General features: G+C 70.3%; 28 protein-coding genes, 1 pseudogene and 1 riboswitch. Of the genes and pseudogenes, 8 read left to right on the top strand and 21 right to left on the bottom strand.

The genetic code is table 11. The features are described from left to right. Positions 1–38 precede the first annotated feature (38 nt). The 7 genes from KBZ04_RS01995 to ruvB all read right to left on the bottom strand — a co-directional run bounded on the left by KBZ04_RS01995 (position 39) and on the right by ruvB (position 6,854). A complete protein-coding gene (locus KBZ04_RS01995; RefSeq protein ID WP_254990229.1) occupies positions 39–719 on the bottom strand; it encodes an FkbM family methyltransferase in 681 nt (226 codons plus the stop codon). Positions 720–1,132: 413 nt separating this feature from the next. After that, complete coding sequence (gene thiC / locus KBZ04_RS01990) at positions 1,133–2,521, bottom strand: phosphomethylpyrimidine synthase ThiC (protein ID WP_254990228.1); 1,389 nt, start codon at positions 2,519–2,521, stop codon at positions 1,133–1,135. Between the two features lie 38 nt (positions 2,522–2,559). Beyond that, a riboswitch (TPP riboswitch) is annotated at positions 2,560–2,676 on the bottom strand. A gap of 166 nt (positions 2,677–2,842) precedes the next feature. After that, positions 2,843–3,442 carry a HEAT repeat domain-containing protein gene (locus KBZ04_RS01985; protein WP_409995923.1) on the bottom strand — a complete coding sequence of 200 codons (600 nt, stop codon included), beginning with the start codon at positions 3,440–3,442 and terminating at the stop codon, positions 2,843–2,845. A 41-nt stretch (positions 3,443–3,483) separates the two neighbouring features. Continuing rightward, a complete protein-coding gene (locus KBZ04_RS01980) occupies positions 3,484–3,711 on the bottom strand; it encodes a DUF3188 domain-containing protein (protein WP_254990227.1) in 228 nt (75 codons plus the stop codon). Next, on the bottom strand, positions 3,708–4,868 hold the full coding sequence (locus tag KBZ04_RS01975) for an amidohydrolase (protein WP_254990233.1): 1,161 nt from the start codon (positions 4,866–4,868) through the stop codon (positions 3,708–3,710). Before KBZ04_RS01975 ends, KBZ04_RS01980 begins: the two co-directional genes overlap by 4 nt. A 73-nt stretch (positions 4,869–4,941) precedes the next feature. Continuing rightward, positions 4,942–5,754, bottom strand: a complete 813-nt coding sequence (locus tag KBZ04_RS01970; protein ID WP_409995922.1) for a tetratricopeptide repeat protein — start codon at positions 5,752–5,754, stop codon at positions 4,942–4,944. Beyond that, positions 5,751–6,854: a Holliday junction branch migration DNA helicase RuvB gene (ruvB, locus tag KBZ04_RS01965; RefSeq protein WP_254990226.1), complete on the bottom strand. Its 1,104-nt coding sequence runs from the start codon at positions 6,852–6,854 to the stop codon at positions 5,751–5,753. Before ruvB ends, KBZ04_RS01970 begins: the two co-directional genes overlap by 4 nt. 62 nt (positions 6,855–6,916) lie before the next feature. On the opposite strand from ruvB, the gene smpB reads away from it, so the two are divergent. After that, positions 6,917–7,417 (top strand): SsrA-binding protein SmpB, encoded by a 501-nt coding sequence (gene smpB / locus KBZ04_RS01960; protein ID WP_015109764.1) that lies wholly within the window; start codon positions 6,917–6,919, stop codon positions 7,415–7,417. Between the two features lie 9 nt (positions 7,418–7,426). Here smpB and KBZ04_RS01955 read toward each other — a convergent pair whose 3' ends face one another. Continuing rightward, on the bottom strand, positions 7,427–9,547 hold the full coding sequence (locus KBZ04_RS01955; RefSeq protein ID WP_254990225.1) for a serine/threonine protein kinase: 2,121 nt from the start codon (positions 9,545–9,547) through the stop codon (positions 7,427–7,429). Continuing rightward, positions 9,544–10,572, bottom strand: coding sequence for a cysteine synthase A (locus tag KBZ04_RS01950; RefSeq protein ID WP_254990224.1), 1,029 nt, complete (start codon positions 10,570–10,572; stop codon positions 9,544–9,546). The genes KBZ04_RS01955 and KBZ04_RS01950 overlap by 4 nt, the downstream gene beginning before the upstream one ends. Positions 10,573–10,650: 78 nt before the next feature. Here KBZ04_RS01950 and egtB point away from each other — a divergent pair, with 78 nt between their 5' ends. The 5 genes from egtB to KBZ04_RS01925 are packed head-to-tail and all read left to right on the top strand — an operon-like array spanning position 10,651 to position 14,380. Then, positions 10,651–11,889: an ergothioneine biosynthesis protein EgtB gene (gene egtB, locus KBZ04_RS01945; protein ID WP_254990223.1), complete on the top strand. Its 1,239-nt coding sequence runs from the start codon at positions 10,651–10,653 to the stop codon at positions 11,887–11,889. A 26-nt stretch (positions 11,890–11,915) separates the two neighbouring features. Next, on the top strand, positions 11,916–12,854 hold the full coding sequence (egtD, locus tag KBZ04_RS01940) for an L-histidine N(alpha)-methyltransferase (RefSeq protein ID WP_254990231.1): 939 nt from the start codon (positions 11,916–11,918) through the stop codon (positions 12,852–12,854). Then, positions 12,851–13,087, top strand: coding sequence for a hercynine metabolism small protein (locus KBZ04_RS01935; protein ID WP_254990222.1), 237 nt, complete (start codon positions 12,851–12,853; stop codon positions 13,085–13,087). Before egtD ends, KBZ04_RS01935 begins: the two co-directional genes overlap by 4 nt. Beyond that, positions 13,084–13,566 carry a hercynine metabolism protein gene (locus tag KBZ04_RS01930; RefSeq protein ID WP_254990221.1) on the top strand — a complete coding sequence of 161 codons (483 nt, stop codon included), beginning with the start codon at positions 13,084–13,086 and terminating at the stop codon, positions 13,564–13,566. The genes KBZ04_RS01935 and KBZ04_RS01930 overlap by 4 nt, the downstream gene beginning before the upstream one ends. Positions 13,567–13,579: 13 nt before the next feature. Continuing rightward, entirely contained in the window at positions 13,580–14,380 is an 801-nt protein-coding gene (locus KBZ04_RS01925) for a YdcF family protein (protein ID WP_254990220.1), read from the top strand. A 3-nt stretch (positions 14,381–14,383) separates the two neighbouring features. Here KBZ04_RS01925 and KBZ04_RS01920 read toward each other — a convergent pair whose 3' ends face one another. The 7 genes from KBZ04_RS01920 to KBZ04_RS01890 all read right to left on the bottom strand — a co-directional run bounded on the left by KBZ04_RS01920 (position 14,384) and on the right by KBZ04_RS01890 (position 20,964). Continuing rightward, positions 14,384–14,647 (bottom strand): hypothetical protein, encoded by a 264-nt coding sequence (locus KBZ04_RS01920; protein WP_015109772.1) that lies wholly within the window; start codon positions 14,645–14,647, stop codon positions 14,384–14,386. A gap of 38 nt (positions 14,648–14,685) precedes the next feature. Next, positions 14,686–16,206, bottom strand: coding sequence for a lysine--tRNA ligase (gene lysS, locus KBZ04_RS01915; protein ID WP_254990219.1), 1,521 nt, complete (start codon positions 16,204–16,206; stop codon positions 14,686–14,688). Between the two features lie 72 nt (positions 16,207–16,278). Beyond that, positions 16,279–17,103 (bottom strand): response regulator transcription factor RpaB, encoded by an 825-nt coding sequence (rpaB, locus tag KBZ04_RS01910; protein WP_254990218.1) that lies wholly within the window; start codon positions 17,101–17,103, stop codon positions 16,279–16,281. Positions 17,104–17,243: 140 nt separating this feature from the next. Further along, positions 17,244–18,557, bottom strand: a complete 1,314-nt coding sequence (locus KBZ04_RS01905; RefSeq protein WP_254990217.1) for an ABC transporter substrate-binding protein — start codon at positions 18,555–18,557, stop codon at positions 17,244–17,246. A gap of 3 nt (positions 18,558–18,560) precedes the next feature. Next, positions 18,561–19,172: a rod shape-determining protein MreD gene (locus KBZ04_RS01900; RefSeq protein ID WP_254990216.1), complete on the bottom strand. Its 612-nt coding sequence runs from the start codon at positions 19,170–19,172 to the stop codon at positions 18,561–18,563. Continuing rightward, a complete protein-coding gene (mreC, locus tag KBZ04_RS01895; protein ID WP_254990215.1) occupies positions 19,172–19,912 on the bottom strand; it encodes a rod shape-determining protein MreC in 741 nt (246 codons plus the stop codon). The genes KBZ04_RS01900 and mreC overlap by 1 nt, the downstream gene beginning before the upstream one ends. Positions 19,913–19,917: 5 nt before the next feature. Further along, the gene (locus KBZ04_RS01890) at positions 19,918–20,964 is read right to left on the bottom strand and encodes a rod shape-determining protein (protein WP_254990230.1); all 1,047 of its coding nucleotides are present in this window, start codon (positions 20,962–20,964) and stop codon (positions 19,918–19,920) included. A gap of 159 nt (positions 20,965–21,123) precedes the next feature. Between KBZ04_RS01890 and KBZ04_RS01885 the strand changes: the two genes are divergently transcribed. Further along, the gene (locus KBZ04_RS01885; RefSeq protein ID WP_254990214.1) at positions 21,124–21,519 is read left to right on the top strand and encodes a single-stranded DNA-binding protein; all 396 of its coding nucleotides are present in this window, start codon (positions 21,124–21,126) and stop codon (positions 21,517–21,519) included. 105 nt (positions 21,520–21,624) lie between these two features. Here KBZ04_RS01885 and KBZ04_RS01880 read toward each other — a convergent pair whose 3' ends face one another. Together KBZ04_RS01880 and ahcY are read right to left on the bottom strand one after the other, a co-directional pair. Then, positions 21,625–22,281, bottom strand: coding sequence for a DedA family protein (locus KBZ04_RS01880; protein WP_254990213.1), 657 nt, complete (start codon positions 22,279–22,281; stop codon positions 21,625–21,627). Between the two features lie 74 nt (positions 22,282–22,355). Beyond that, on the bottom strand, positions 22,356–23,798 hold the full coding sequence (gene ahcY, locus KBZ04_RS01875; protein ID WP_254990212.1) for an adenosylhomocysteinase: 1,443 nt from the start codon (positions 23,796–23,798) through the stop codon (positions 22,356–22,358). Between the two features lie 91 nt (positions 23,799–23,889). On the opposite strand from ahcY, the gene tsaE reads away from it, so the two are divergent. After that, positions 23,890–24,384 carry a tRNA (adenosine(37)-N6)-threonylcarbamoyltransferase complex ATPase subunit type 1 TsaE gene (gene tsaE / locus KBZ04_RS01870; protein ID WP_254990211.1) on the top strand — a complete coding sequence of 165 codons (495 nt, stop codon included), beginning with the start codon at positions 23,890–23,892 and terminating at the stop codon, positions 24,382–24,384. Here tsaE and mutT read toward each other — a convergent pair. The 3 genes and pseudogenes from mutT to KBZ04_RS01855 form a co-directional block, all read right to left on the bottom strand. Beyond that, positions 24,371–25,513 carry an 8-oxo-dGTP diphosphatase MutT gene (gene mutT / locus KBZ04_RS01865; protein ID WP_254990210.1) on the bottom strand — a complete coding sequence of 381 codons (1,143 nt, stop codon included), beginning with the start codon at positions 25,511–25,513 and terminating at the stop codon, positions 24,371–24,373. The genes tsaE and mutT overlap by 14 nt on opposite strands. A gap of 8 nt (positions 25,514–25,521) precedes the next feature. After that, positions 25,522–25,689 (bottom strand): hypothetical protein, encoded by a 168-nt coding sequence (locus KBZ04_RS01860; RefSeq protein WP_315860026.1) that lies wholly within the window; start codon positions 25,687–25,689, stop codon positions 25,522–25,524. Then, positions 25,683–25,821, bottom strand: a pseudogene (locus tag KBZ04_RS01855) (protochlorophyllide oxidoreductase); the annotation flags it as partial. The gene KBZ04_RS01860 and the pseudogene KBZ04_RS01855, both read right to left, overlap by 7 nt.

The raw sequence follows: 25,821 nt of genomic DNA, 5'->3' as shown, positions 1-25,821 counted from the left end.
TGGAGTGCAGCGGAATCGCCGTTCGGTGCAGCGCCTTGTCAGGCATGCCTTTTGTAGACAACATCAAAGTAGTTCCCACCCTCTGCCCGGCTAGCGAACTTGACGCGAGAGAACTCTTTGTATCCATGTTCAATCATAAATTCATTGATGCCTGAAAGCTGGCAGCATCCTTCATAAGACTCAAAGTCAGGCACTTCGGTCTTGATGTATTTGAACGAATTCAGAATTGGAAGGCTTCCTCGCAAAACAAGTAGCTCCGATCCTTGTGTGTCCATAATCAATGCCTGATATTGACTTGCGTCTAAATGCTCTCTCAAAAATAAACTGGCTAAAGTTATGCTCTTGAGGATCAACGTTGTCGAGTAGTGGACGCCAGGCCAAATATCTCTGTGTTGCTTCAGCTCTAATATGGACGATGATGCTCCATCGTTATTTGCGACGTGAAACTCGTACTGCTTATCGTCAACGTCTGTAACAAGGGCTTGAAATGCACGCTGGCTCTTGAAGCCACAGATATTGTAATTGAGTTGGGTGAAAACTTCAGGAATTGGCTCAACCCAGACCACTCTCAAGCCATGAGTGCTGTAGAGTTCACGCTCTTGTCCAAGATTTGCGCCAACATGAACAACCCCCGAAACGTCCATTAAGAATCGATCGGGAGGTTTTCTCAATGCTTTCCTGAGTGGGCGAAGCAGTGTTTTGATTTTATCAACGATCATTTCTATGTTCCTTTAGGTGTCGAACTGAAGTCTAACAAGTTCTTCGGCGGTTCCGCAAAACCCCACCGGCTAGCAGGTCCTTTCTAGAAGTATCAGAGGATTTAAGTAACGGAGGCTCATAATCCCATGGCACGCAATGACACTCCAATCTTAATCCCCAACGCCAGTCATGGTTAACAGGTCCGTGAACCGCATAGGCTTTCGGCCACAGAAGTTTAACCAACTCACCCTCCCAGCCCGATCCAGTTGCCTTCGCCCACGACTTACACTCAAAACTGATATTCTGATCAGACGGCGCCAAACTCCCTAGTCAAGGCCAACGCTTCCGGAAACGCCTCACCAAGAGCAACACGCCCGTCTCGGAAGGTGCGCCCTGAATCTCCAACTGGGGCGGATCGAGCCGCCCCCCAGCTTCAAACCCCCAGCGGTTCCCCCTGGGCCTTCTTCTGCTCGGCCTGCACCTGCTCCAGACCTTCGATGTCCTCGTCGGTGATCTTGGTCTGCATCGGGCAGTGCTTGGGGCCGCACATCGAGCAGAACTCGGCCTGCTTGTAGATGTCGGCCGGCAGGGTTTCGTCGTGGTACTCGCGGGCCCGCTCCGGATCAAGGCTCAGGTCGAACTGCTTGTTCCAGTCGAAGGCATAGCGGGCCCGGCTGAGCTCGTCGTCGCGGTCGCGGGCGCCGGGGCGGTGGCGGGCGATGTCGGCGGCGTGGGCGGCGATCTTGTAGGCGATCAGGCCCTCGCGCACGTCTTCGGCGTTGGGCAGGCCCAGGTGCTCCTTCGGCGTCACATAGCAGAGCATCGCCGTGCCATGCCAGCCGGCCAGGGCCGCGCCGATGGCGCTGGTGATGTGGTCGTAGCCGGGGGCGATGTCGGTGACGAGGGGGCCGAGCACGTAGAAGGGCGCCTCGCTGCACTCCTCCATCTGCTTTTTGACATTGAACTCGATCTGGTCCATCGGCACATGGCCCGGACCCTCCACCATCACCTGCACGTCGTGCTTCCAGGCGCGGCGGGTGAGTTCACCCAGGGTCTTCAGTTCCGCCAGCTGGGCCGCATCGGAGGCATCGTGCTGGCAGCCGGGCCGCAGCGAATCCCCCAGGGAGAAGCTGCAGTCGTAGCGCTTGAAGATCTCGCAGATGTCCTCGAAGCGGGTGAAGAGTGGGTTTTGCTTGTGGTGGTAGAGCATCCACTGGGCCAGGATGCCGCCGCCGCGGCTCACGATCCCGGTGAGCCGGCCCTTCACCAGCGGCAGGTGCTCGATCAGCAAGCCCGCATGGATCGTCTGATAGTCGACGCCCTGCTGGCAGTGCTTCTCGATGATGTGCAGGAAATCGTCGGCGTCGAGCTTCTCGATCGAGCCGTGCACGCTCTCCAGCGCCTGGTACACGGGCACCGTGCCGATCGGCACCGTGGAGGCGTTGATGATCGCCGTGCGCACCTCATCGAGGTTCACACCGCCGGTGGAGAGGTCCATCACGGTGTCGGCGCCGTACTTCACCGCCAGCTTCAGCTTCTCCACCTCCTCGTTGAGGTCGGAGGCATTGGGGGAGGCGCCGATGTTGGCGTTCACCTTGCACTTCGACGCGATGCCGATCGCCATCGGCTCCAGGCCAGGGTGCTCGATGTTGGCCGGGATGATCATGCGGCCCCGGGCCACCTCCTCCATCACCAGCGACTCGGGCAGGTTTTCCCGCTTCGCCACGTAGGCCATTTCCTCGGTGATCACCCCCTGGCGGGCGTAATGCAGCTGGGTGACGTTGGCTTGACCACGACGCTTCTGGATCCAGGCGCTGCGCATGACGGAAGGAGACGATGGGGCCGAAATGGGGGCGCAGCCTGAGAGCTTCCGCACTTCCCTGCGCCGGCATGACCCGGATCAGGTTCGGAGGGTGTGATCTCAGCCCTGGGCGAAGCGATCGATGGATCCTGCGCCGGGCACCCCTAGTGACGCCCGAAACCTAGCAAGGCTGAACCGGGGTGGGGCCAAGGCGGAAAGGGGGCAGGGCTCCGCAACCATGATTCAGAGTTCTGTACAGGCTGTACAGAACCGTGAAACGGCGCGCCACCCCTTCCCCGGGGCCCACGAACCGCCCAATCGGCGCAGGTGCAAGTACAGGCGTCAGGCCTGCAGGCCGTCCAAAGCAATGGCCGTCACCCGGTGGTCGCCGTCGCCCTGGAGCGACGCCAGAGCTTCGCGGGCCTCGGCCGCCTCCGGCCCCCGGCCATCCCGCACGAGGCGCCCCAGGATCTCAGCCCCGCCGGCCCGCACCGTGCCGTCGCCATCGGCCACAGCCAGCCGCGCCAGCTCCAGCAGCCAGGCCGCCGGCATCGCCTCCTGCTCCGCCAGGGCCGAGAGGATGCTGCAGCGCACCAGCCACTGGTCATCGGCCACGAAGGCGTCCCGCAGCAGGGGCCAGGCCCGCTCCACCCCATAGCTGGCCAGGGCGTTGGCCGCCTCGGCGCGCACGTTGGCGTCCTCGTCCTGCCGCACGGCCTGCTCCAGGGCCGCCCAGCCCAGCTCGCTGCGCTTCACCCCCAGTCCGGCGCAGGCCAGCGAGCGGATCACGAAGGTGGTCTGCTCCAGCCCCAGCAGCAGCAACGGGATGGCCGCCTCCGCCTCCACCGCCCGCAGGCCCGCCAGGGCCGGCATCGCCCGGCTGGGGTCACCCGAGGCGATCGCCTGCCGTGCCGCTTCCAGATCGGGGGTGGACGCACTCACGGGGATCACGGCATAGATCCTTCACCTTGGCGCAGCGCGCTTCAGACCTGTGGCCCCTGGCGCAGCGCACGCAGCAACTCGGCCCGGCGGCGGCGGCGGCGCAGGGCGCTGGTGCCCAGCAGCCCGCAGCCGATCACCAGGGCGGGAATCGCCGGCAGCCGATCGGTGCCCTGGCGGGTGAGCAGCACCAGCAGGGCCAGCAGGATCAGCAGCGGCGCGGAGAGGGCCAGCAGGGCGGCCAGGAAGCGAGGGGCCCGACGGACGCTCAAACCGGCCGCTCCATCCAGCGCAGCAGGCTGAGGGCCAGCACCTTGATGCCCACCTCCAGGCAGCCCTCGTCGGGATCGAAGCTGTTGCTGTGCAGGGGCGAGCAGCCACCGGGTCCCGCCACCCCCAGGCGGAACATCGTGCCGCGGGTGTTGGCCAGCAGTTCGGCGAAGTCCTCGGCCCCCAGCGACGGCTGCTCCAGCCACTGCACCCGGGGGCGGCCCAGCAGGGCCACGGCCGCGTCGGCCACCAGCTGGGTGAGCTCGGGATCGTTGTGTACCGGCGGCGAGATGCAGCGGTAGTGCACCCGGGCCTCGCCGCCATGGCCGCGGCAGAGGGCATGCACCGTGTCTTCGATCCAGCCCGGCAGCTGGGCGTGCACCTCCAGATCCAGGCAGCGCACCGTGCCCAGCAGCCGCACATGGTCGGCGATGACGTTGAACGCCTTGCCGCCTTCGATCAGCCCGAAGCTCACCACCACCGGATGCAGCGGGTCGAGCCGGCGGCTGATCGCCTCCTGCAGGCCGCTCACCACCCGGGCGGCGATCCAGATCGCATCGGTGCTCTGGTGCGGGCGGGCACCATGGCCCCCTTCGCCCAGCACCTCCCCCTCCCGTTCCCCCGCCGCGGCCGTGAGGCTGCCGCTGCGCACCCCCACGGTTCCCACCGCCAGGCTGGGGAACACGTGCACCCCGAACAGGGCCTGCACCCCATCCATGGCTCCGTCGGCGCGCATCCAGGCCGCCCCCTCCGCCGTCTCCTCCGCCGGCTGGAACAGCAGCCGCACCCTGGCCGTGAGCCGGTCGGCCACGCTGGCCAGCAGCCGCGCCACCCCCAGGCCCACGGTGGTGTGGATGTCGTGGCCGCAGGCGTGCATCAGGCCCTGGCGGCTTGAGGCGTAGGCCAGCTGTGTGCGTTCCTCGATCGGCAAGGCGTCCATGTCGGCCCGCAGGGCCACCAGGGGAGCTCCCAACGGCCCCAGTTCGGCCACGACGCCGGTGCGCCCCACCCCTTCGCGCACGTCCCAGCCCCAGCGGCGCAGCTCGCCCGCCACCAGGGCGGCGGTCTGCTGCTCGTGGCCACTCAGCTCGGGGTGGCGGTGGATGTGGCGCCGCAGCTGGATCAGCTCCGGCAACGCCGCCTGCAGGGTCGCGTCCATCCCGAGCGCCTCCCAGCTGGCATCAGCCGGGGCCATGGGGGAAAAGGACAACGGGGTCATGGGTGGGTGCGTTTCAGGGGGCCAGGGCCAGGAACTGGGCCAGAGCCTGCACGGGAACGGGCGGCCAGCGCCGTATCTGCAGCAGCCATTCTTCCTGCCGGTAGCGGGGATCGAGGCCGGAGGCCGCGGCCCAGTGGCTTTCCGCCTCCCCCCGGGCGCCCTTTTGCCAGAGCAACGCCGTGAGGCCGGCGCGGGCATCGGCGAACAGGGGGTAGCGGCGGATCAGGTCGCGCAGCTGTTTCTCCGCCGCCGTGGTGTCCCCCAGCTGGAAGGCGGCCAGGGCGGCGCTGGAGCGGGCCATGGCGAAGCCGGGCCGGGCGGCGGCGGCCGCCTCAAAGCATTGGCGGGCTGCCGGCCAGTCGTCCTGGGAGCCGTCCACATTGCCCAGGTTGTAGAGGGCGGAGGCATCCTCCGGATCCCGCTCCAGGATCCAGCGGTAATCGGCGGCGGCCGCCGGCCACAGGCCCAGGGCCTCCTCGGCGGTGCCGCGGTTGAGATGGGGGTCGGCGCTGGCGGGCTCCAGCTCGATGGCCTGGTCCTGGTCGGCGATCGCCGCCAGCGGATCCCCCAGGGCCAGCTGCACGTTGCCCCGGTTGCTCCAGGCCGAGGCATCTTCTGGCGCCAGCTCCACCACCTCGTCCCACAGGGGCAGGGCCTCGCCGAAGCGCCCCTCGCGGCTGGCGGCCAGGGCCCGGTCGAACAGCACCGGTAAGGGCGGCGACACCACCGCCCCGCCGGCATCGGCCCGCACCGCCGGCGCCCAGGCCAGGAGCCCCGCCAGCAGCAAGGCCAGCACAGACAGAACCGCCGCCTTTCGCTGCTTCACGCCGCCACCGCAGCAGGACCATCGAGGTGGGCGCGGCCTGCAGCGGTCACGATCCGCCCCCGGGGCGTGCGCTGCAGGAACCCCAGCTGCAGCAGGTAGGGCTCCACCACCGCTTCGAGGGTGGCGGGATCCTCCCCCAGCCCCGCCGCAAGGGTTTCGAGCCCGACCGGGCCGCCGCCATAGGCCTCCAGCATCAGGCGCAGCAGGCGCCGGTCGCTGGCATCAAGGCCGCGCCCATCCACCCGGTGCAGGGAGAGGGCCTCCTCCACCAGCGCCGCGTCGATCTGGCCGTGTCCCCCCACCGCCGCCACGTCCCGCACCCGGCGCAGCAGGCGGTTGGCGATGCGGGGCGTGCCCCGGCAACGGCGGGCCACCTCCTGGGCAGCGCAGGGCCGCAGGGGCAGCTGCAGCAGGCCCGCGGCACGCACCACGATCGCCTCGAGGTCGCCCTGGCCGTAGAACTCCAGCCGCTGGATCAGGCCGAAGCGATCCCGCAGCGGCGAGCTCAGCGAACCGGCGCGGGTGGTGGCCCCCACCAGGGTGAAGGGGGCCACGTCCAGGCTGCGGGTGCGGGCGGTGGTGCCCTTGCCCACGGTGAGATCGAGGCGGAAGTCTTCCATCGCCGGGTAGAGGATCTCCTCGGCCACGCGGTTCAGTCGATGGATCTCATCGATGAACAGCACCTCACGGGGCTGCAGGTTCACCAGCAGGCCGACGATGTCGCGCGGTCGCTCCAGGGCCGGGGCGCTGGTGATGCGGCAGCGCACCCCCAGCTCCTCGGCCAGCACCAGGGCCATGGTGGTCTTGCCGAGGCCGGGGGGGCCGTAGAGCAGCACGTGGTCGAGGGCCTCCTGGCGGCGGCGGGTGGCCTCCACGGCGATGCCCAGCACCTGCTTCAGTTCGCTCTGGCCGATGTAGTCCGCCAGGCGCCGGGGCCGCAGCCCGTCCTCCCGGACCACCGGCTCCTCCTCATGCCGGGCGGTGGGATCAACCAGGCGCTCCGAGGTGTCGGTGCCGGCCCTGGCCCTGCCGGCTCCCGGGACACGCCCGCCCACTCCCGGGACAGGCCCGGCCACTCCCCCCGAAGAGATGATCGCCATGGTTGGAGGGTACCGGCTGCTGCCTAGGGTCGGGGAGCACCCAGGTGATCAGGAACGCGGCGATGGCGAAGGGGCCCGGCAGGAAGGGCGGTGGTGCCAAGGGCGCCGATCCGGCCAACCGGCTGCTGGCCGACAACCGCCTGGCCCGGCACCAGTACGAGATTCTCGAGACCCTCGAGACCGGCATCGAACTGCTCGGCACCGAGGTGAAGTCGATCCGGGCCGGCCAGGTGAACCTGCGCGACGGCTTCTGCCTGATCCGCAACGGCGAGATGCAGCTTCACAACGTTCACATCTCCCCCCACAGCCACGCCGGCAAGTTCTTCAACCACGAGCCGCTGCGGGTGCGCAAGCTGCTGGCCCACCGCCGCGAGATCGACAAGCTGCGCGTCGCCCTCGACCAGAAGGGCCTCACCCTGATCCCCCTCAACCTGCACCTCAAGGGCTCCTGGATCAAGATCACCATCGGCCTGGGCAAGGGCCGCAAGCTGCACGACAAGCGCCAGGACGAAAAGAACAAGCAGATCGCCAAGGAGACCCGGGCCGCCGTCGCCCGGCTCTGAGCGGCACCCTCAGGGGTTGGCGGGTTCCACGGGCGGCGGCGGCGTGGGGGCCGCTGGCCCGGCGGGCGCCGGAGCGACCCCGGGGCTGGCCGGCGCGGGCTCGGTTGGCGTTTCCGGGGTCTCCTCGGGGGCGGCTGGGGCGTCCGGGGCCGGTGGGGGCGTGGGGGCCGGCGGGTCGGCCCGCAGCGACAACCGGATCAGGGCCGGGGCGACGCCGTCGTTGGTGAGGAGCAGCTGCACCGGCGAGCCCTTCTGGGAGCCCAGGGTGACCACCCGCAGCGGCCCCCTGGCCTCCAGCGGGGTGCCCTCGGCGGAGAAGACACTCATCTGCAGCAGGGGGGAGCCGTTGACCCCAAGAGCCAGGCCATGGCCGGCGGGCAGCCGGATCGGGAACAGCCGGGCGCCGCTGGCGGGCACTTCGGCACTCAGGACCTGGGTGGCGCCGGAGGGGGCCTCGATCGGCTCGATCCTGAGGTTCTCCAGGGTCAGATCAGCGGCGGCGTACCAGATCTGGCGGAAGGGTTCCGGCGGCATCGCCTGGGAGGCGCGGCTCGGCAGCAGGTTCTGCACACTCGCCGACACCAGCTCCCGCAGCACCGCCGGACTCAGGCCCTGGCGCACGAAACCGGCCTGGCGCGCCTCCCAGTCGCTGGCGCTGAAGTTGCCCAGGCGCCGGCGCAGGGGCAGGGGCAGCTGCTCCACCCGGGCCAGCCATTCCTCAGCCAGCTCGTTCCAGACCCGTCGCAGCGGGGCGTCCTCGAGGGTGTCGGACGGGAGCCGGCCGTTGCGTTCGGGGTACTGGGCCAGCAGGGCCGCATCCAGCAGGCTGAGGAACCAGGCCCGGTCGACCTGCATGGCCCGCAGGCGGTTGAGCAGCTGCTGGCGCTGATCCACCTCCGAGGGGGGCAGGCTGCTGGGAAGCTCGGGCACCCCGCCGGGGGGCGGCGTGGCCACCTTGCCGCGGCTCAGCCACCACCAGCCCACCGCCGTGCCGACCACGGCGGACAGCACCAGGGCGATCAGCACCGGCCAGAAGCCCCCCTCGGCCGCCTCCTCCCGTGCCTCGTGGCGGCGCCGCAGGCTGTCGGGGCCAGCGACGGCGGCGGGCGGCGGCGGCGGGGCCGCCATGCGGAGCGGCAGCTGGGGCTCCACCCGGGGCGATTCGGACGGACGGGGGGCCTCGGCGGCCACCCCGTCCCGGGCGATGGCCGCCGCCGGCACCCGTTCCGGTGGCGGCGGCGGGGGCGGAGCAGGCGCCGCAGCGGGCACCAGGATCACGGTGCGATCCGCCCGGGGCACGGGGCCGGTGCTGTCGGGCATCGCCAGGGACTGGAACGCCACCAGGGCCTGCCCGGCCGAAGCGAATCGCTCGTCGGGATGGCGGCTCAGCAGGCGCTGCAGCTGGTGCCGCAGCTCCGGCTCGGCCTCCAGGGCCGCCGGCCAGCGCCACTGCATCGTGGTCGGATCGAGCAGGCCCTCCGGGGCATCACCGCTCAGCAGCACCAGGGCCACCACCCCGAGGGCGTGCAGATCCATCCAGGGCTGGGCGGGTTCGCCCCTAGCCAGCTCCGGCGGTGCGTAGCCGGGCGTGGCGCCCAGCAGCCGCTCCCCGGCGCTGCCGCCGGCACTGCCCCGCACCAGGCCGAAATCGAGGGGCACAGGCAGCCCGTCGCTGTCGCGGCGCAGCAGGTTGGCGGGGCTGAGGTCCCCATGCAGCAGGTCCTGGCTGTGCAGGGCGGCCAGCACCGGCAGCAGCTGGCGCAGCAGCAGCAGCACCTCCCCCGCCCCGAACACCAGCTGGCGTTCCGAGCGCAGCTCCAGCAACTGCTGGTAGGTGCGGCCCGCCTGCCACTCCCGCACCAGCCAGAGCTGGTCGTCGGACTCGATCACGGCGCCGATGCGGGGCACCTGGGGATGGAGCACCCCCTGCAGCCGCGACCAGAGGTCCCTGGCCCGGGCCTGGTCCTGTTCCGGTCCGATGCGGCGCAGGGCCACGGGCGCGTCGGCGGCGAGCTGGTCGCTGGCCAGCCACAACGCCCCCTGGGGGCCGGCGTTCTCTGTGCCGAGGCAGCGCTCCAGCCGGTAGCGGCCGCCGATCACCTGACCCGGGGCTGCGGCTGCCGATGTCATGGGATCAGGGCCGCGCCGTCGCGCTCGGGTTGCTCCAGGCCGCGGCCCGCCAGCCAATCACGGTCGTAGAGGCGGGAGCGGTAGCGGTCGCCGCTGTCGCAAAGCACGGTGACGATGCGATGGCCCGGCCCCAGCCGCCGGGCCGTCTCCACCGCCGCCGCCACGTTGATCCCCACCGACCCGCCCATGAACAGGCCCTCCTGCCACAGCAGGCCGTAGATCGTGCGCAGGGCCATGGGGTCGTCGATCCGCACCGCGTCGTCGATCGGGGCCCCCGCCAGGTTGGCGGTGACGCGGCTGTTGCCGATGCCTTCGGTGACCGAATTCCCCTCACTTTTGAGGCTGCCGTCGGTGGCCCAGCTGTAGAGGGCGCTGCCGCAGGGATCGGCCAGGACGCAGCGGACCCTGGGATCCTGCTCCTTGAGATAGAGGGCCACCCCCGCATAGGTGCCGCCGGTGCCGGTGGCGGCCACCCAGGCATCCAGCCGGCCGCCGGTCTGCTGCCAGATCTCCGGCCCGGTGCTGCCGTAGTGGGCCCGCCGGTTGGCGAGGTTGTCGAACTGGTTGGCCCACACGGCTCCGGGCGTCTCCTCGGCGATGCGGCCGGAGAGGCGCACGTAGTTGGCTGGGTCGCTGTAGGGCACCGCCGGCACTGTGCGGACCTCGGCGCCGAGGCTGCGCAACAGGCCGATCTTCTCCGCCGACTGGGTTTCGGGGATGACGATCAGGCAGCGGTAACCGCGGGCATTGCAGAGGTGGGTCAAGCCGATGCCGGTGTTGCCGGCGGTGCCTTCCACCACCGTGCCCCCCGGCTGCAGCTGGCCGCTGGCCTCCGCCTCCTGGAGGATGCCCAGAGCGGCCCGGTCCTTGACCGACCCGCCGGGGTTCATGAACTCCGCCTTGCCGAGGATCTCGCAGCCGGTGAGGGCGCTGAGGGCATGAAGCCGGATCAGGGGCGTCCGGCCCACCGCGCCACTGAAACCTGCGGTGATCCCCGTCGTCATGCCATCGCTGTGGGCTCCCATGCGGCTGGCCTTCTCCATGGCTGCGTGGGCGGATCGTAGGGAACATCCCTAAGGTCGGCCCCAGAGAAGGTCAGGTCCATGGGCTCCAGGGCACACTCCCCGGCGGACAGCACCAGGCTCCTGCAACGGCTCCAGGCGGTACGGCAACACAGCGAGCACCTGATCGACGGCCTCGAACCTGAGGACCTCTGCCTGCAGGGCATGGCCGATGCCAGCCCGGCCAAGTGGCACCTGGGCCACACCACCTGGTTCTTCGAGACCTTCCTGCTCGAGCCCCACTTGAGCGGCCACGACACCCCCGATCGCCGCTGGGGCCATCTGTTCAACTCCTATTACGAGGCGATCGGCAGCCGCCACCCCCGCCCCCAGCGGGGTCTGCTCACCCGCCCGGCCATCGGCGAGGTGCTGGCCTGGCGCCGGCGCGTCGACGCCGGGCTGAAGACGCTGCTGCTGGAGCTGGATCGCCAGCCCGCCGAGACGGCCGGCCCCCTGCTGGAGCTGGTGGAACTGGGGTTGCAGCACGAGCAGCAGCACCAGGAGCTGCTGCTGATGGATCTGCTCGACGGTTTCAGCCGCAACCCGCTGGAGCCCGCCTATGGCCAGGAGCCCCCCGGGGCCGGGGCGCCGGGAATCGCCGGCGGCTGGCGCCCCCACCCCGGCGGCCTGGTGGCGATCGGCCATGAAGGCGACGGTTTCCACTTCGACAACGAGGCCCCCCGGCACCGCCAGTGGCTGGAGCCCTTCAGCCTCGCCGAAACCCTGGTGTCCAACGAGGCCTACGCCGCCTTCATCGCCGATGACGGCTACCGGCGGCCGGAGCTGTGGATGAGCGAGGGCTGGGCGGTGGTGCAGGAGCGGGGCTGGTGCGCCCCGCGCTACTGGCGCGGCGACTGGGAATTCAGCCTGGCGGGCCGCCGGCCGCGCCACCCCCAGGCGCCGGTGCGACACCTGAGCTGGTTCGAGGCCGATGCCTTCGCCCGCTGGAGTGGCGGCCGGCTGCCCAGCGAAGCCGAATGGGAGCTGGTGGTGACGGAAACCGCCCAACCGGGCGGCCGCCCCCTGCCCCAGGCCTTCGGGGCCCTCTGGCAGTGGACCGCCACCCCCTACCGTCCCTACCCCGGCTTCCAACCCGCCGCCGGTGCGGTGGGGGAATACAACGGCAAGTTCATGACCTCACAGTTCGTGCTCCGGGGCAGCAGCTTCCTCACCCCGGCGGGCCACGCCCGCCCCACCTACCGCAACTTCTTTGCCCCCCACTGCCGCTGGATGGCCGCCGGCCTGCGCCTGGCCCGGGACGGCGCCATCGAGCCGTGCTGATCGACCTCCATCCCGAGCCGGCCGACATGGCCAGGCTGGTGATCGAGGGCATGGGACGCCAGCCGAAGCAGCTGCCGGCCTGGCTGCTGTACGACGCCGAGGGGTCGCGCCTGTTCGAGGCGATCTGCGAGCAGCCGGAGTACGGCCTCACCCGCACCGAAACGGCCCTCCTGGAGGCGCGGGCGGCCGAGCTGGCCGCCGCCCTCGGCCCCGGGGTGGTGGTGGAATTTGGGGCCGGCAGCGCCCGCAAGGTGAGCCCGCTGCTGGGCGCCCTGGAGCCGGCCGCCTACGTGGCCCTCGACATCAGCGCCGACCACCTGGCGCCCGCCTGCCGGGCCCTGCAGCGCCGCCACCCCGACCTGCCGGTGCTGGGCATCTGCTGCGACTACAGCCGCCTGGAGCAGCTGCCGGATCACCCTGCCCTGGAGGGCCACAGCCGGCTGGGCTTCTACCCGGGCAGTTCGATCGGCAACTTCGATCCCGCCGGCGCCCAGGCGCTGCTGCGCCAGTTCCGCCGGCTGCTGGGGGCCGGCAGCCGCCTGCTGATCGGCATCGACCAGCCCAAGGCGGTGCAACGGCTGGAGGCGGCCTACAACGACGCCGCTGGCTGGTCGGAGGCCTTCGCCCGCAACTTGCTCACCCGGCTCAACCGCGATCTGGACGGCGACTTCCAGGCGGCCGACTTCGCCTACCGGGCCTGGTGGGACGCCGAGCAGGGCCGTATCGCCATGGCTCTGGTGAGCCGCCGGGCGCTGGAGGTGCGGCTGGCGGGCCGGTGCTGGCCGTTCGCGGCCGGTGAGCCGCTGATCACGGAGTACAGCTACAAGTACGGCCCCGAGGCCTTCCTCACCCTGGCGGCCACGGCCGGCTGGCGGGGGGTGGGCCGCTGGAGCGACCCGGCCGGCGATTTCGCCCTGCATCTGCTGGTGCAGGCAGACTCGGAACAGCAGCGGAGTGATCCATGAGCAGGGAGGAGCAGCGGCAGTCCATGCGCGGGGTGCGGGAAGGGCTGATCGAGGAACTCGAGGATCTGTACCGCAAGGCCTTCGACCGCATCGGCGAGCAGGACCTGGGGGAAGGGGCCATCGCCCGGCTCACCCAGCTGCTGCTGCGCTCCCGCGAGGCGGCGATCACGCCCCTCGAGGAGGAGATCGAAGCGCCCCTGATCACCCGTGCCCCCGGCGAACCCACGCCATGAGCAACTGGCTGGAGGAACTGGAGGCGCGGCTGGATCAGCAGCTGGAAGGCTTCCTGCGCACCAATCCCCAGCAGGAGGAGCTGCTGCGGGGCCAGGCCGCCCGCGACCGGCAGCGGCAGTTGCTGGCCGACCGGGTGCGCCTGCGGCAGCAGGCCGAGGAGCAGCGGCGGCAACTGCTGAAGCTGGCCGAGGAGATCCGCCAGTGGCAGGAACGGATCGGCCGGGCACGGAGCGCCGGGGCCGGGGAGCTGGCCGGCCGCGCCGAAGCCCATGTGGCGGGCCTGATGGACCAGGGCCGCCAGCGCTGGCAGGGCCTCACCGACCTGGGCCAGCGCTTCGCCACTGTCGAGCAGGAGCTGGCCGAGCTCACCAGCCAGCGCAGCTCCGGCCCCGCCGCCACCCCCGATCTGGAGGCCGACTGGGCCCGGTTCGAGGCCCAGCAGGAGCTGCAGGAGCTGAAGCGGCGCCAGCAGCGATGAGCCCCCCCACACCATGGGTTTTCTGCTCTCCAAACTGCTGCCGCTCGGCCTCTACCCCCTGGGCCTGGCCCTGCTGCTCCAGATCGCGGGCCTGGCCAACCGCCAGCGCCGCTTCGGTCCGGTGCTCTCCGGCGTGGGGATCGTGCTGCTCTGGCTGGCGGCCACGCCCCTGCTCAGCCGCCAGCTGGTGTGGGGGCTGGAGGAACGGGCCGCCCGGCTGACGCCTACCCCGATCCCCACCGCCGATGCGGTGCTGGTGCTGGGGGGAGGGTTGCGGCCGGCCCTGCCGCCCCGCCAGGGGGTGGAGGTGAACGAGGCCGGCGACCGGCTGCTGCGCGCCGTGGCCCTGATGCGTGAGGGCAAGGCCCCCTGGCTGCTGGTGACCGGCGGCAGGGTCACCTTCATGGCCAACGATCCGGCCGCCGGCGAGGCCCGGCTGGCCAAGGCCCTGGCCACCAGCCTGGGGGTGGCGGCCGATCGGATCGTCACCAGCGAAGAGGGGCGCAACACGGCGGAGGAGACCGCCGCCCTGGTGCGGCTGGCCCGGCAGCGGGGCTGGAGCTCCCTGCTGCTGGTCACCAGCGCCACCCACCTGCCCCGCTCGCTGGCCACCCTTCGCCGGGCTGCGCCCGAGTTCCGGATCATCCCGGTGGCCTGCGACTTCCAGCTGCCCGACCGGCGCTCCTTCGGCACCCCGACCCTGGCCGGCAGCATCCTGAGCGTGCTGCCCAGTGCCGAAGCCCTGGTGCTGACCACCACCGCCATGCGGGAGCATCTGGGCCTGCTGGCCTACCGCTGGCGGGGCTGGATCTGAGCGCTACTTCTTGGGAACCGGGGGCACCAGGCTCACCCCCTCCGGCGGCGGGGTGGGATCGGGATCGGCGATCAGCATGTGCTGCAGCACGATCTCCGGACGTTCACTGTCCCGCCAGCGGATGCGATAGGCGGGCATCTTGGTTCCCCGGCTGGTGGTCTGTTCCACCGGTTCCATGACCCAGCCACGGCGGGATCGCCCCTGGGGATTGCGCTTCACCACAGCATCGGCGTGTTGAAAGCGAAAACCGACGCGCTCACCACTCATACCAGAGCCCCGAGGGGGAGAAGGCCTACTGGGGACCATTATCCCACTGCGTCGGTTCCGGCCTTCTCGCGGGCCTCCGGGCGCAGCAGGGGGAAGGCGATCACGTCACGGATCGAGGGGCTGTCGGTGAGCAGCATCGCCAGCCGGTCGATGCCGATGCCGAGGCCGCCGGTGGGGGGCATGCCCACCTCCAGGGCGTGCAGGAAATCCTCATCGACCGTCTGGGCTTCGGGGTCCCCCGCCTGGCGGCGCAGCTGCTGCAGTTCCAGCCTGGCCCGCTGATCCAGCGGGTCGATCAGCTCGCTGAAGGCGTTGGCCGTCTCCCGCCCGACGATGAACAGCTCAAAGCGCTCCACCAGGCCCGGCTTGCTGCGATGGGCCCGGGCCAGGGGGGAGTTCTCCACCGGGTAATCCATCACGAAGGTGGGCTGCTCGAGGGTGGTCTCCACCGCCTGCTCGAAGGCTTCCACCAGCAGCCGGCCCACACTGTCGGCCGCCTCGGGGGCGGCCAGGCCGGCGGCCTCCATGGCCGCGGCCGCCTGGGCGCGATCGCTGAAGCCGTTGAAATCCAGGCCGGTGGCCTGCTGCACCAGCTCATGCATGGTGACCCGCCGCCAGGGCGGGGTGAGGTCGATCTCCGCACCCTGGTAGGTGAGACGGGTGTCCCCACAGACCTCCAGGCAGGCCGCGGCCAGCAGCTGCTCGGTGAGGTCCATCATCGTGTGGTAATCGGCGAAGGCCTGGTAGATCTCCACCGACGTGAATTCGGGGTTGTGCCTGGTGCTGATCCCCTCGTTGCGGAAGATGCGCCCGAGCTCATAGACCCGCTCGAATCCGCCCACCACCAGCCGCTTGAGGTGCAGCTCGGTGGCGATGCGCAGGGTGAGGGGCAGGTCGAGGGTGTTGTGGTGGGTGGCGAAGGGGCGGGCGTCGGCACCGCCGGCCTCGGTCTGCAGGACGGGCGTCTCGATCTCGAGGAAGCCGCGATCGTCGAGCCAGCGGCGCATGGCGCTCACCAGCCGCGCCCGGCGCCGGAAGGTCTCGCGGGTGTGGGGGGAGACGATCAGATCGAGATAGCGCTGGCGGTAGCGCTTCTCCACGTCCGCCAGGCCGTGCCACTTGTCGGGCAGGGGCTGGAGTGCCTTGGTGAGCATCACCCAGTCGGTCACCTTGACCGAAAGCTCGCCCCGATCGGTGCGGCGCAGGCTGCCGTGCACCCCGATCCAGTCGCCGCCATCCACCAGGGAGGTGATCTGGGCGAAAGCATCGGGCTCCTCCGGGTGGGCCGCCAGCAGGGTGGCCTTCTCGATGAACAGCTGGATCGGGCCTGATTCGTCGGCGATGGTGAAGAAGGCCAGCTTGCCCATCACCCGGCGGGTCATCACCCGGCCGGCGACGGCCACCTCCACCGCCCGCTCCTCGCCGTTGGGCAGGTCGGCATGGGCCAGCTGCAGCTCGGCGGTGCGGTGGCTGGGGGCGAAGCCGAGGGCATAGGGGGCCCGACCGAGGGACTCCAGGGTGCGGGCTTTCTCCAGACGGGTCTCACGCAGATCCGACAAGGCAGGCAGGGCGATGGAGAAGGGTCGCTGCCCATCCTGCAGGACCGGCCGGCGTCGGCTTCAGGGCACGGTTCAGCCTGCGGCAGCCAGGGAGGCCTCGCCCATCCGCTGGGAGGCGTAGCCCGTGCCCCGCACCGTGAGGATCAGCTCGGGGTTGCGGGGATCGGGCTCGAGCTTGCCCCGCAGCCGGGCCACGTAGACATCTACCACGCGCAGGTCGGCGGCCCGACGGGGGGGATAGCCCCAGAGCTGCTCGAGGATCTCGGCCCGCGGCACCACCCGGCCCGGTTCCCGGAAGAGCAGCTCCAGCAGACTGAATTCGGTGTAGGTGAGGGCGATGCGCTGCCCCTCGCGGGTCACCTGACGGCGGTTGGTGTCGACCACCAGATCGCCCACCCGCAGCACACCGGAGCCGGTGGGCAGCTCCCGCGGTTCGCTGGTGGCCGCCCCCCGGCCCATGCGTCGCAGGATCGTGGAGATGCGGGCCTCGAGTTCCTTGGGGCTGAAGGGCTTGGGCAGGTAGTCGTCGGCCCCCAGATCCAGGCCCGCCACCCGCTCGGCGATGGCATCGAGGGCGGAGAGGAAGATGATCGGCACGCAGGATTCGGCCCGCAGGCGCCGGCAGACGGCGAAGCCGTCGAGCTTGGGCAGCATCACGTCGAGCACGACCAGGTCGGGCTGCTCCTGGTGGAAGAGGGCCAGGGCCTCCTCGCCGTCCTCGGCACAGAGCACCCTGTAGCCCGCCAGCTGGAGCCGCATCAGCAGCACACGACGCACCGCCGCCTCGTCGTCGACCACCAGCAGGGTCGCGATCGGCTGTGAGGGGGAACCACCCCCCGCGGAAGCCTCCAGATCAGCACCATCGGTGAAGGAGGAGGCAACCGTGGGCATGGGCATCGCTCCGGTCCACTCGGATGAAGAATCGCAACCATAACGCGAAGCCGTTTGGGGCTGTGAGCACGGAATCGGCTCCGGCAGCGGGGTTCTGGGCGGAAGGAAACATATCTTCGGAAACCCTGACCCGCCCGCCCCTGCCCTCAGGGCCAGCGGGCCTCGGCGTAGCGGTTCCACTGCAACGCGGCTTCAGCCAGGGCCGCGTCGCTGTCGAGCTGCCCCAGCATGGAGCGCTGCAACTGGGTGTAAAGGATCGCCTGCAGCCGCTTCACCCCCGGGGTGGCCGGCACCAGCACCCGGGCCTGGGCCAGGGTCTCGATCGAAAGCAGCCGGGCGCTGTGCACCAGGCGTTCCTGGCCATCGCTGGGCACCGCCCCCCGCAGCCTGCGCTCCAGGCTCTGCAGCGCTCCCCTGGAGGAGGGCAGCACCCGGGCCTCCTCAGCGAAGGCCAGCTGGTTGGCCGCATCACTCAGGAACAGGGCGAAGCTCACCGCCTCCGGGGCCATGGTGCTCTGGCGGGGAACCACCAGGTTCATCACCGCCACATTGGCCTCGCCGTTCGCCCCGGTCAGGGGCGGGAAGGGGGCCGAGGTGGCGGCGATGCCGGGGGCGTTGGTCTGGAGGTTGCGCAGGAAATCGGGCCCGCTCGCCACCTGGGCCAGATCGCCGGCCTGGAACAGCTCGATGGCCCGCCGGTACCCCTGGCTCACCACCTCCCGCGGCAGCAGCCCGCGGCGGTAGAGGTCGCTCCAGAAGGCGAAGGCCCGCCGACCGGCCGGGCTGTTGAAGGCCGCCCGCTGGCGGTCGTCCAGCAACTGCACCCCCATCTGCACCAGCGCCTCCATCAGTTCACCGGAGTCGTCGGGGACGACGGTGACGAACAGGGCGTAGCGGCCGGTGCGGCGCCGGACGGCTTCGGCGTAGGCCGGCACCTCCTCCCAGCGGCGGGGCGGGGCGGCGAGGCCGGCCCGCTGCAGCAAGCGGCGGTTGGCGATCGTCACCCGGGCCGTCAGGTACCAGGGAATGCCGAACTGCTCGCCCTGCTGCTGGCCCGAAGTCCAGATGCCGGCCAGGTAGCGATCGGCGGCGTCGGGGGGGAGCAGGGGGGTGAGGTCCCGCAGCCCACCCTTGCTGGCCAGGTTGGCGGCGAAGTTGGGGTTGAGATTGACCAGATCGGGGGCGGTGCGGGCGAACACCGCCGCCAACAGCTTGCGTTCGACCGAGCCCCAGGGCACGTCGGTCCAGCGCACCGTCACGCCGGGATGGTCCTGCTCCCAGGCGGCGATCACCCGCCGCATGTAGGTGTTGAAGCGGGGCGCCAGATCCAGGGTCCAGACGTTCAGCACCTGGCCCGCTTCGGGCCTGGGCCCCCGCGTGCAGGCTCCGGCGCCCAGGGCGAGGGCGACGGGGGCGGCCAGCAGCCGCAGGGCCTGGCGTCGTGGCAGGGATCCGGGCATCACTCAGCGCCGCCAGCCGGAGCCCACCTGGCGCCAGAGCAGCAGCTGCAGGGAACAGAGCATCGGGGCAAGCAGGGCCGTGATCAGGGTCTGGGAGAGCAGGACCCGCAGGCCGGGACCTGCCAGATCATCCCAGCGCCACCCCGGCAGGGCCAGCAGGGCGGGGTTCACCCCCTGACCCTCCAGGCGGCGGCCCAGCTCCGGTCCGGCCAGCTGGATCGCCTCCCGGGTGCCCACCCAGTCCTGGACGCCCCACTGCAGGATCAGGGTGAGGCCGAGCAGGGCCGTGCCCAGCAGGGCGAGCAGACCGAGGCTGAAACTGCGCTGGATCGGCGGTGCCCGCCGTCCCATCCGACCCCACCACCAGCCCAGCAGCAGCAGGGCGGGCGCCTGGGTGACGCCGCCGGGGTACACCGCATCCAGCACCAGCCCCAGGGCGAGGCCGGCGCAGGCCCCGGAGAACGGGCCGTCGCTCAGGGCCCAGGGCAGCAGCCACAGCACCGCCCAGCAGGGGCCGACGCCATCGAGGCTGAGCCAGCCCGGCGAGGCCAGGACGAGCAACGGCACCAGCAGGGCCGAGGCGGCGAGCAGGGGCTGCCGGGTGAGCAGGTCCATCAGCGCACCTGCACCTGCACCCAGTCGAGGGCCGATACCGGCGCGATCAGCTGGACCACCGCCTCCGGGGCCGGGTCGGCGTTGGCGTCCATGGTCTGGATCACCCCCACCGGCAGGTTGGGCGGCACCAGGGTGCTGGCAGGCGATGTCACCACCACATCACCGGGGCGGGCCTGGGGATCCTTCTCCAGGAAGCGCAGCAGGGGCCGGCCGGCGCCGATCCCGGTGAGCAGGCCGTGGTGCTGGGTGCGCCCCACCCACACCCCGACCCTGCTGCGGGGATCGGTGAGCAGGGTGACACTGGCGGTGCTGGGCGTGACGCTGCCCACCAGGCCGACCAGACCGCCCGGACCGAGCACCGCCTGGCCGGCCCGGATGCCGCTGAGGGCCCCCTGGCCGAGCAGCAGCTGCCGCCACCAGCCGGAGCCATCCCGGGAGATCACCGGGGCCGTCACCCGGTTGGGATTCTGCTTCTGCAGTTCCAGCAGGGTCCGCAGCCGCTGGTTGTCCTGCTCCAGCTGGGCCAGCCGGGCCCCGTCCTCCACCCGTCGGGCGGACTGCAGCCATTCGGCCTGGGCCGTCCCGGGCCAGAAGGGTCGGCTCAGGAGGGCATAGGTATCGGCGACCAGGGCCCCCTTGCTGAGGCGCACGGCCACCAGGGCCAGCAGCACGAGCAGCCAGGGGGTGATCCGTCGCAGGGACGAGCCTTGGACGAAACGGAGCCAGCGCCATGCCGGCATGGGAATCAGGCCGTCTGACGGAGAAATTCAGGGGTGTCGAGCACCCGCTCCAGCCGGCTGTAGTCCTCCAGGACCATGCCGCAGCCGTTGACCACGCAGAGCAGGGGGTCTTCGGCCACGTGGGTCAGGATGCCGGTTTCGTGGCTGATCAGGTCGCAGATGCCCCGCACCAGGGCACCGCCGCCGGCCAGCATGATGCCCCGGTCGACGATGTCGGCGGCCAGCTCGGGAGGGGTGCGCTCCAGGGTGCGCTTGACCGCCTCGACGATCACGTTGAGCGGCTCCGCCATGGCTTCACGGATGTCTCCGGCGCGGATGTTGATCGTGCGCGGCAGGCCGGAGAGCAGGTGCAGACCGCGCACGTCCATGGAGGTCTCGTCGTGGCCGTTGTCGGGGAACGCCGAGCCGATGCGGATCTTGATGTCCTCGGCGGTGCGCTCGCCCACCACCAGGTTGTGCACCTTCTTGAGGTACACGCTGATGGCGTCGCTGAGCTCATCGCCCGCCACCCGCACCGACTCGCTCAGCACGGTGCCGCCCAGGCTGAGCACGGCCACCTCGGTGGTGCCGCCGCCGATGTCGACGATCATCGTGCCCACCGGATCGGTGACCGGCAGGCCGGCGCCGATGGCGGCCGCCACCGGCTCATCGATCAGGTGCACCTGCCGGGCACCGGCCAGGCCGGCCTGGTGCACCGCGCGTCGCTCGACGCCGGTGACGCCGCTGGGGATGCCGATCACCAGGCGGGGGGCGATAACGCCGCGGCCTTCGTTGCCCTTCTGGATGAAGCTCTTGATCATCTGCTCCGCGGCATCGAAGTCGGCGATGACCCCGTCGCGCAGGGGCCGGATCGCCCGGATGTTGCCGGGGGTGCGGCCCAGCATCAGCTTGGCCTCCTCCCCCACCGCCAGGGGGGTGCCCCGCTCCAGGTCAATCGCCACCACGGACGGCTCCTGCAGCACGATCCCCTTGCCCGAGACGTACATCAGTGTGTTGGCCGTCCCCAGATCGATGCCGATGTCGCGGGAGAACTGGAAACGGCGGAAAAACACGGGCAAGGCCTCTGGCAGCGGTGAATCATAGGTGGGGCCATCCCGGCCAACCGGTCAGGCCGCCGTGGGTGTGACAACCGGGACGAAGGGTGGAACGGAAAGGGAGAGGCCCCCGATCGGGGTGCCCCATCATTGATCCACTCGTTCCAGGAGCACGCCATGGGCGTCAATTCCATCACCCTCGTCGGCCGGGCCGGCCGCGACCCGGAGGTCCGTTACTTCGAATCCGGCAGCATGGTCGCCAACCTCACCCTGGCGGTGAACCGCCGCAGCCGCGACGACCAGCCGGACTGGTTCAACCTGGAGATCTGGGGCAAGCAGGCCCAGGTGGCCGCTGACTACGTCCGCAAGGGGGCCCTGATCGGCATCATCGGCTCCTTCAAGCTCGACCGCTGGACGGACCGGGCCAGCGGTGAGGAGCGCAGCAAGCCCGTGATCCGGGTCGATCGGCTGGAGCTGCTCGGCAGCAAGCGCGATGCCGAGGGCGGCGGTGGCGGCAGCTTCGGCGGGGGCTTCGGTGGCGGCGAGCCCAGCGAGGAAGAAGTGCCCTTCTGAGCATTTCTGCCCAGCTGTCGCTGCGGGGGCTTGTGCCAGTGGCCCAGCCGGGTTATCAAGCGTCCGAAGCCAGAGAAGGCGCCCCCCGGGGCGCCTTTTTTACTGTCAGAGCCGGTTCCGGCTCTGCTTCCAGATGCGCAGCCCCAGCCACACGCCCCCGGCCAGCACGGCCAGCACGAGCAGCACCTTCACCACCTTGGCGGCGGGCTCGATCCAGAGCTCGACCTTGGTGTAGCTCTCCCCCAGGGCCAGGCCCGCCAGCGTCAGCAGCAGGGTCCAGATCAGGCTGCCGGCGGTGGTCCAGAGCAGAAAGGGCGTCAGCGGCATCATCTCGATGCCGGCAGGAACGGAAATCAGGGTGCGGATGCCTGGCACCAGCCGGCCCCAGAACACCAGGGCCGTGCCATGGCGGCTGAACCAGCGGCGGCTGCGGTGCAGCTCCTGGGGACTGATGCCGATCCAGCGTCCGTGGCGCTCGAGCCAGTGCTCGATGCGCTCCTCGTTCACCAACCGGCCGATGCCGTACCAGGGAAGGGCGCCGAGAACCGTGCCCAGCAGGCCGGCCAGCACCACCGGCACCAGGGAGAGCTTGCCCTGATGCACGAAAAACCCCCCGAGCGGCATGATCAGCTCGGAGGGAATCGGGGGGAACAGGTTCTCCAGAAACATGGCCGCGAAGATCGCGCCATAGCCGGCTGCCGGGTTGGCCTCCACGGCCGCCCCGATCATCTCGGGCAGCTTCTGGACCAGTTCGATCGCCATCGGGGCAGCCGGATCAGAGGCGCCAGTCTTCCACGACGGCCCGGACGCTGCCAGCAGCGCCGGGCCGACGCCGCTCAGTAGCGGTAGTGGTCGAGCTTGTAGGGGCCTTCGACGGGCACGGCGATGTAGGCCGCCTGCTCGGCGGTGAGCTCGGTGAGCCGGGCGCCGATCCGGTCGAGGTGCAGGCGGGCCACCATCTCGTCGAGGTGCTTGGGCAGCACGTAGACCTCCTTGCCGTACTCCTCACCCTTGGTGAACAGCTCGATCTGGGCCAGCACCTGGTTGGTGAAGGAGTTGCTCATCACGAAGCTGGGGTGGCCGGTGCCACAGCCCAGGTTTACCAGCCGGCCCTCAGCCAGCAGGATGATCCGGTTGCCGCTGGGCAGGATCACGTGGTCCACCTGGGGCTTGATGTTCTCCCAGGCGTACTGCTTGAGGGACGCCACATCGATCTCGTTGTCGAAGTGGCCGATGTTGCACACGATCGCCTGGTTCTTCATGGCGAGCAGGTGCTCGTGGCGGATCACCTGGTAGTTCCCGGTGGCGGTCACGAAGATGTCCACATCGGCCACCACGTCCTCGAGACGCACGACGCGATAGCCCTCCATGGCGGCCTGCAGGGCGCAGATCGGATCGATCTCGGCGATCATCACCGTGGCGCCGAGCCCGCGAAGGGACTGGGCCGAACCCTTGCCCACGTCGCCGTAGCCCAGCACCAGGGCCACCTTGCCGGCCACCATCACATCGGTGGCGCGCTTGATGCTGTCGACCAGCGATTCGCGGCAGCCGTAGAGGTTGTCGAACTTGCTCTTGGTGACCGAGTCGTTGACGTTGATGGCCGGGAACGGCAGCTCACCGCTCTTCTGCATCTGGTACAGACGGGCCACACCGGTGGTGGTCTCCTCGGTGACGCCCTGGATGTTGGCGTAGATGCGGGAGTAGAAGCCGGGTTGCACCGCCAGCCGCTGGCGGATGGAGTTGAACAGGGCCACCTCCTCTTCGCTGGAGGGGTTGTCGAGCACCGAGAGATCCTTCTCGGCCTTGCTGCCGAGCACCACGAGGCCGGTGGCATCGCCGCCGTCGTCGAGGATCATGTTGGGCGTGCCACCGTCGCTCCACTCGAGGATGCGGTGGGTGAAGGCCCAGTACTCATCAAGGGTTTCGCCCTTGTAGGCGAACACCGGGATGCCGGCGGCGGCGATGGCGGCGGCGGCGTGGTCCTGGGTGGAGAAGATGTTGCAGGAGGCCCAGCGCACTTCGGCGCCGAGGGCCACCAGGGTCTCGATCAGAACGGCGGTCTGGATGGTCATGTGCAGACTGCCGGCGATCCGGGCGCCCTTCAGGGGCTGCTCGGCACCGAACTTCTCGCGCAGGGCCATCAGGCCGGGCATCTCGGTTTCGGCGATCGCCAGTTCCTTGCGGCCCCAGTCGGCCAGGCCGAGATCGGCGATCACATAGGAAGCGGTCGCCTGAAGGCCAGCAAAGGCAGCCTCAGGGCTGGAAGGTGTTGCCACCATGAAGTGAAAGCTCCCGGACGGGAGGACGAAAAAGTGGAAATATCTGCAGAGACGCCGAGGCTTCGGGCTCGCTGGGGGGCAATCTACAAGGGTGGAAACGCATGACGCGATCGAGGTGTGCCATCTGGCGGACCCCTCCGCCACCGACGCCCTGGGGCGGCGGCTGGCCTCGCAGCTGATCGCCGCTGCTGCCGGAGACGGCGCCCTGCTGCTGCTGCGGGGGGACCTGGGCACGGGCAAGACGTCGCTCGTGCAGGGGCTGGCCGCCGCCCTGGGCATCGCCGAACCGATCAGCAGCCCCACCTTCGCCCTGGCCCAGCACTACGACACCGATGCCGGTCCCGACGCTGGCGCGGCGGCCCTTGTGCACCTGGATCTCTACCGGCTGGAGCAGGCTGCCGCGGCCGATGAACTGTTCGCCCAGGAGGAGGAGGAGGCCCGCCGCATCGGCGCCGTGATGGCGGTGGAGTGGCCCGAGCGGCTCAGCTTCCGGCCGGAGGGCGCCTGGGAGGTGGCCTTGAGCCACCCTGAGGATGGCGAGGGCCGTCTGGCCCGGATCACGCCGCCAGGCCTCACCCCGCCGTGATCCTTGCCTGCAGCGCCGCGATGATGCGGGCGTTGGCGGCCGGAAATGGGTAGCTGGAGAGCTGCTCCGGCGCCACCCAGCGCACCTGCTGGGAGGCCAGGGGCTGCGGCTCCCCCGCCAGCCAGCGGCAGAGATGGACCACAAAGCACAGCCGCTTGTGGCTGTAGGCGTGCTCGAGGGTGATCAGCTCCTCCCCCACCGTCACCTCGATGGCCAGTTCTTCGCGCAGCTCCCGCTCGATCGTCGCTTCGATCGCCTCACCCGGCTCCTGCTTGCCCCCAGGAAACTCCCACAGGCCACCCAGCAGGCCCTCCGGGAGCCGCTGGTCGATAAGCACCTTCCCCTCGCTGTCCCGCACCACCCCCACCCCGATCACCTGGAACGGCACGGGCGGGGGGGTGTCCTTCACGGGGAAGCGGCCGGGGTCGCCGGCAGCGTAGGCAGCGCAGCGCCCGCGCCAGGGGCAGACGCCGCAGCTGGGCTGGCGGGGGGTGCAGACACCGGCGCCCAGGTCCATCAGGGCCTGGTTGAAGGCGCGGGGCCGATGGGGGTCGAGGACGGTTTCGCTCAGCTGCCAGAAGTGGGCCAGCTGCCGCTTCGGTGGCTCCGGATGGGCCACCAGCCGGGCCAGCACCCGCTGGACGTTGCCATCGAGGATCGGATAGGGGAGATCGAAGGCGGAGGACAGGATGCTGGCGGCGGTGCTGCGGCCGATGCCCGGCAGGGCCATCCAGCCGTCCAGGGTGCGCGGCCAGGGGTCACGGCCAGCGGCTGGGGCCCGGTGCTCAGCGGCGACGAGCTGCTGTGCCCCCGCGTGCAGGCGGCGGGCCCGGGCGTAGTAGCCCAGGCCCTGCCACAGCATCAGCGCGTCATGCTCACTGGAGGCGGCGAGGGTTCTGAGGTCGGGGAAGGCGGCCATCCAGCGGTGCCAGTAGGGCAGCACCACCGCCAGCTGGGTCTGCTGCAGCATCACCTCCGCAACCCACACGCCGAAGGGGTCGAGGGGCTCACCAGCCCCGGGGCGCGATCCGTCGGGGTGTCGCTTCCAGGGGATGTCGTGGCGGCCGTGGGGCTCCCACCAATCCAGCAGGGAGTCACGAAGGGGCTCCAGCGGGCCCGGATCCAGCATGCCGCGGCCTACACGAATCCCCCCGGCCGGGGCCGGGTGCTGGAGAGGGACACATTGCCCTGGAGCGCCCCCTGGGCAGCTGCGGGCGCAGCGGCAGGCCGCGGCGGCGGCTGGGGCACCGCCACCACGTTGAAGGCGATTGACCAGCGCTCCCCTTCGCCGCGGAAGGGATGCACCGAGTGGCCCGCGGAGTGTGGCGGAACAGGGGAGTGTCGGCCACGCAGCCCGGGTAGAGGGAGGTGAACACGATGCCGGTGCTGCCATGCAGCCGGCGGTGCAGCTCCTGGGTGGTGATCATGTTGCAGAGC

This window comes from Cyanobium sp. N5-Cardenillas (assembly GCF_024345515.1).
In the GTDB taxonomy this organism is placed as follows: Bacteria; Cyanobacteriota; Cyanobacteriia; order PCC-6307; family Cyanobiaceae; genus Cyanobium.
Note: the sequence above shows the minus strand (reverse complement) of the source record. Positions and strands in the feature narration are given on the sequence as shown.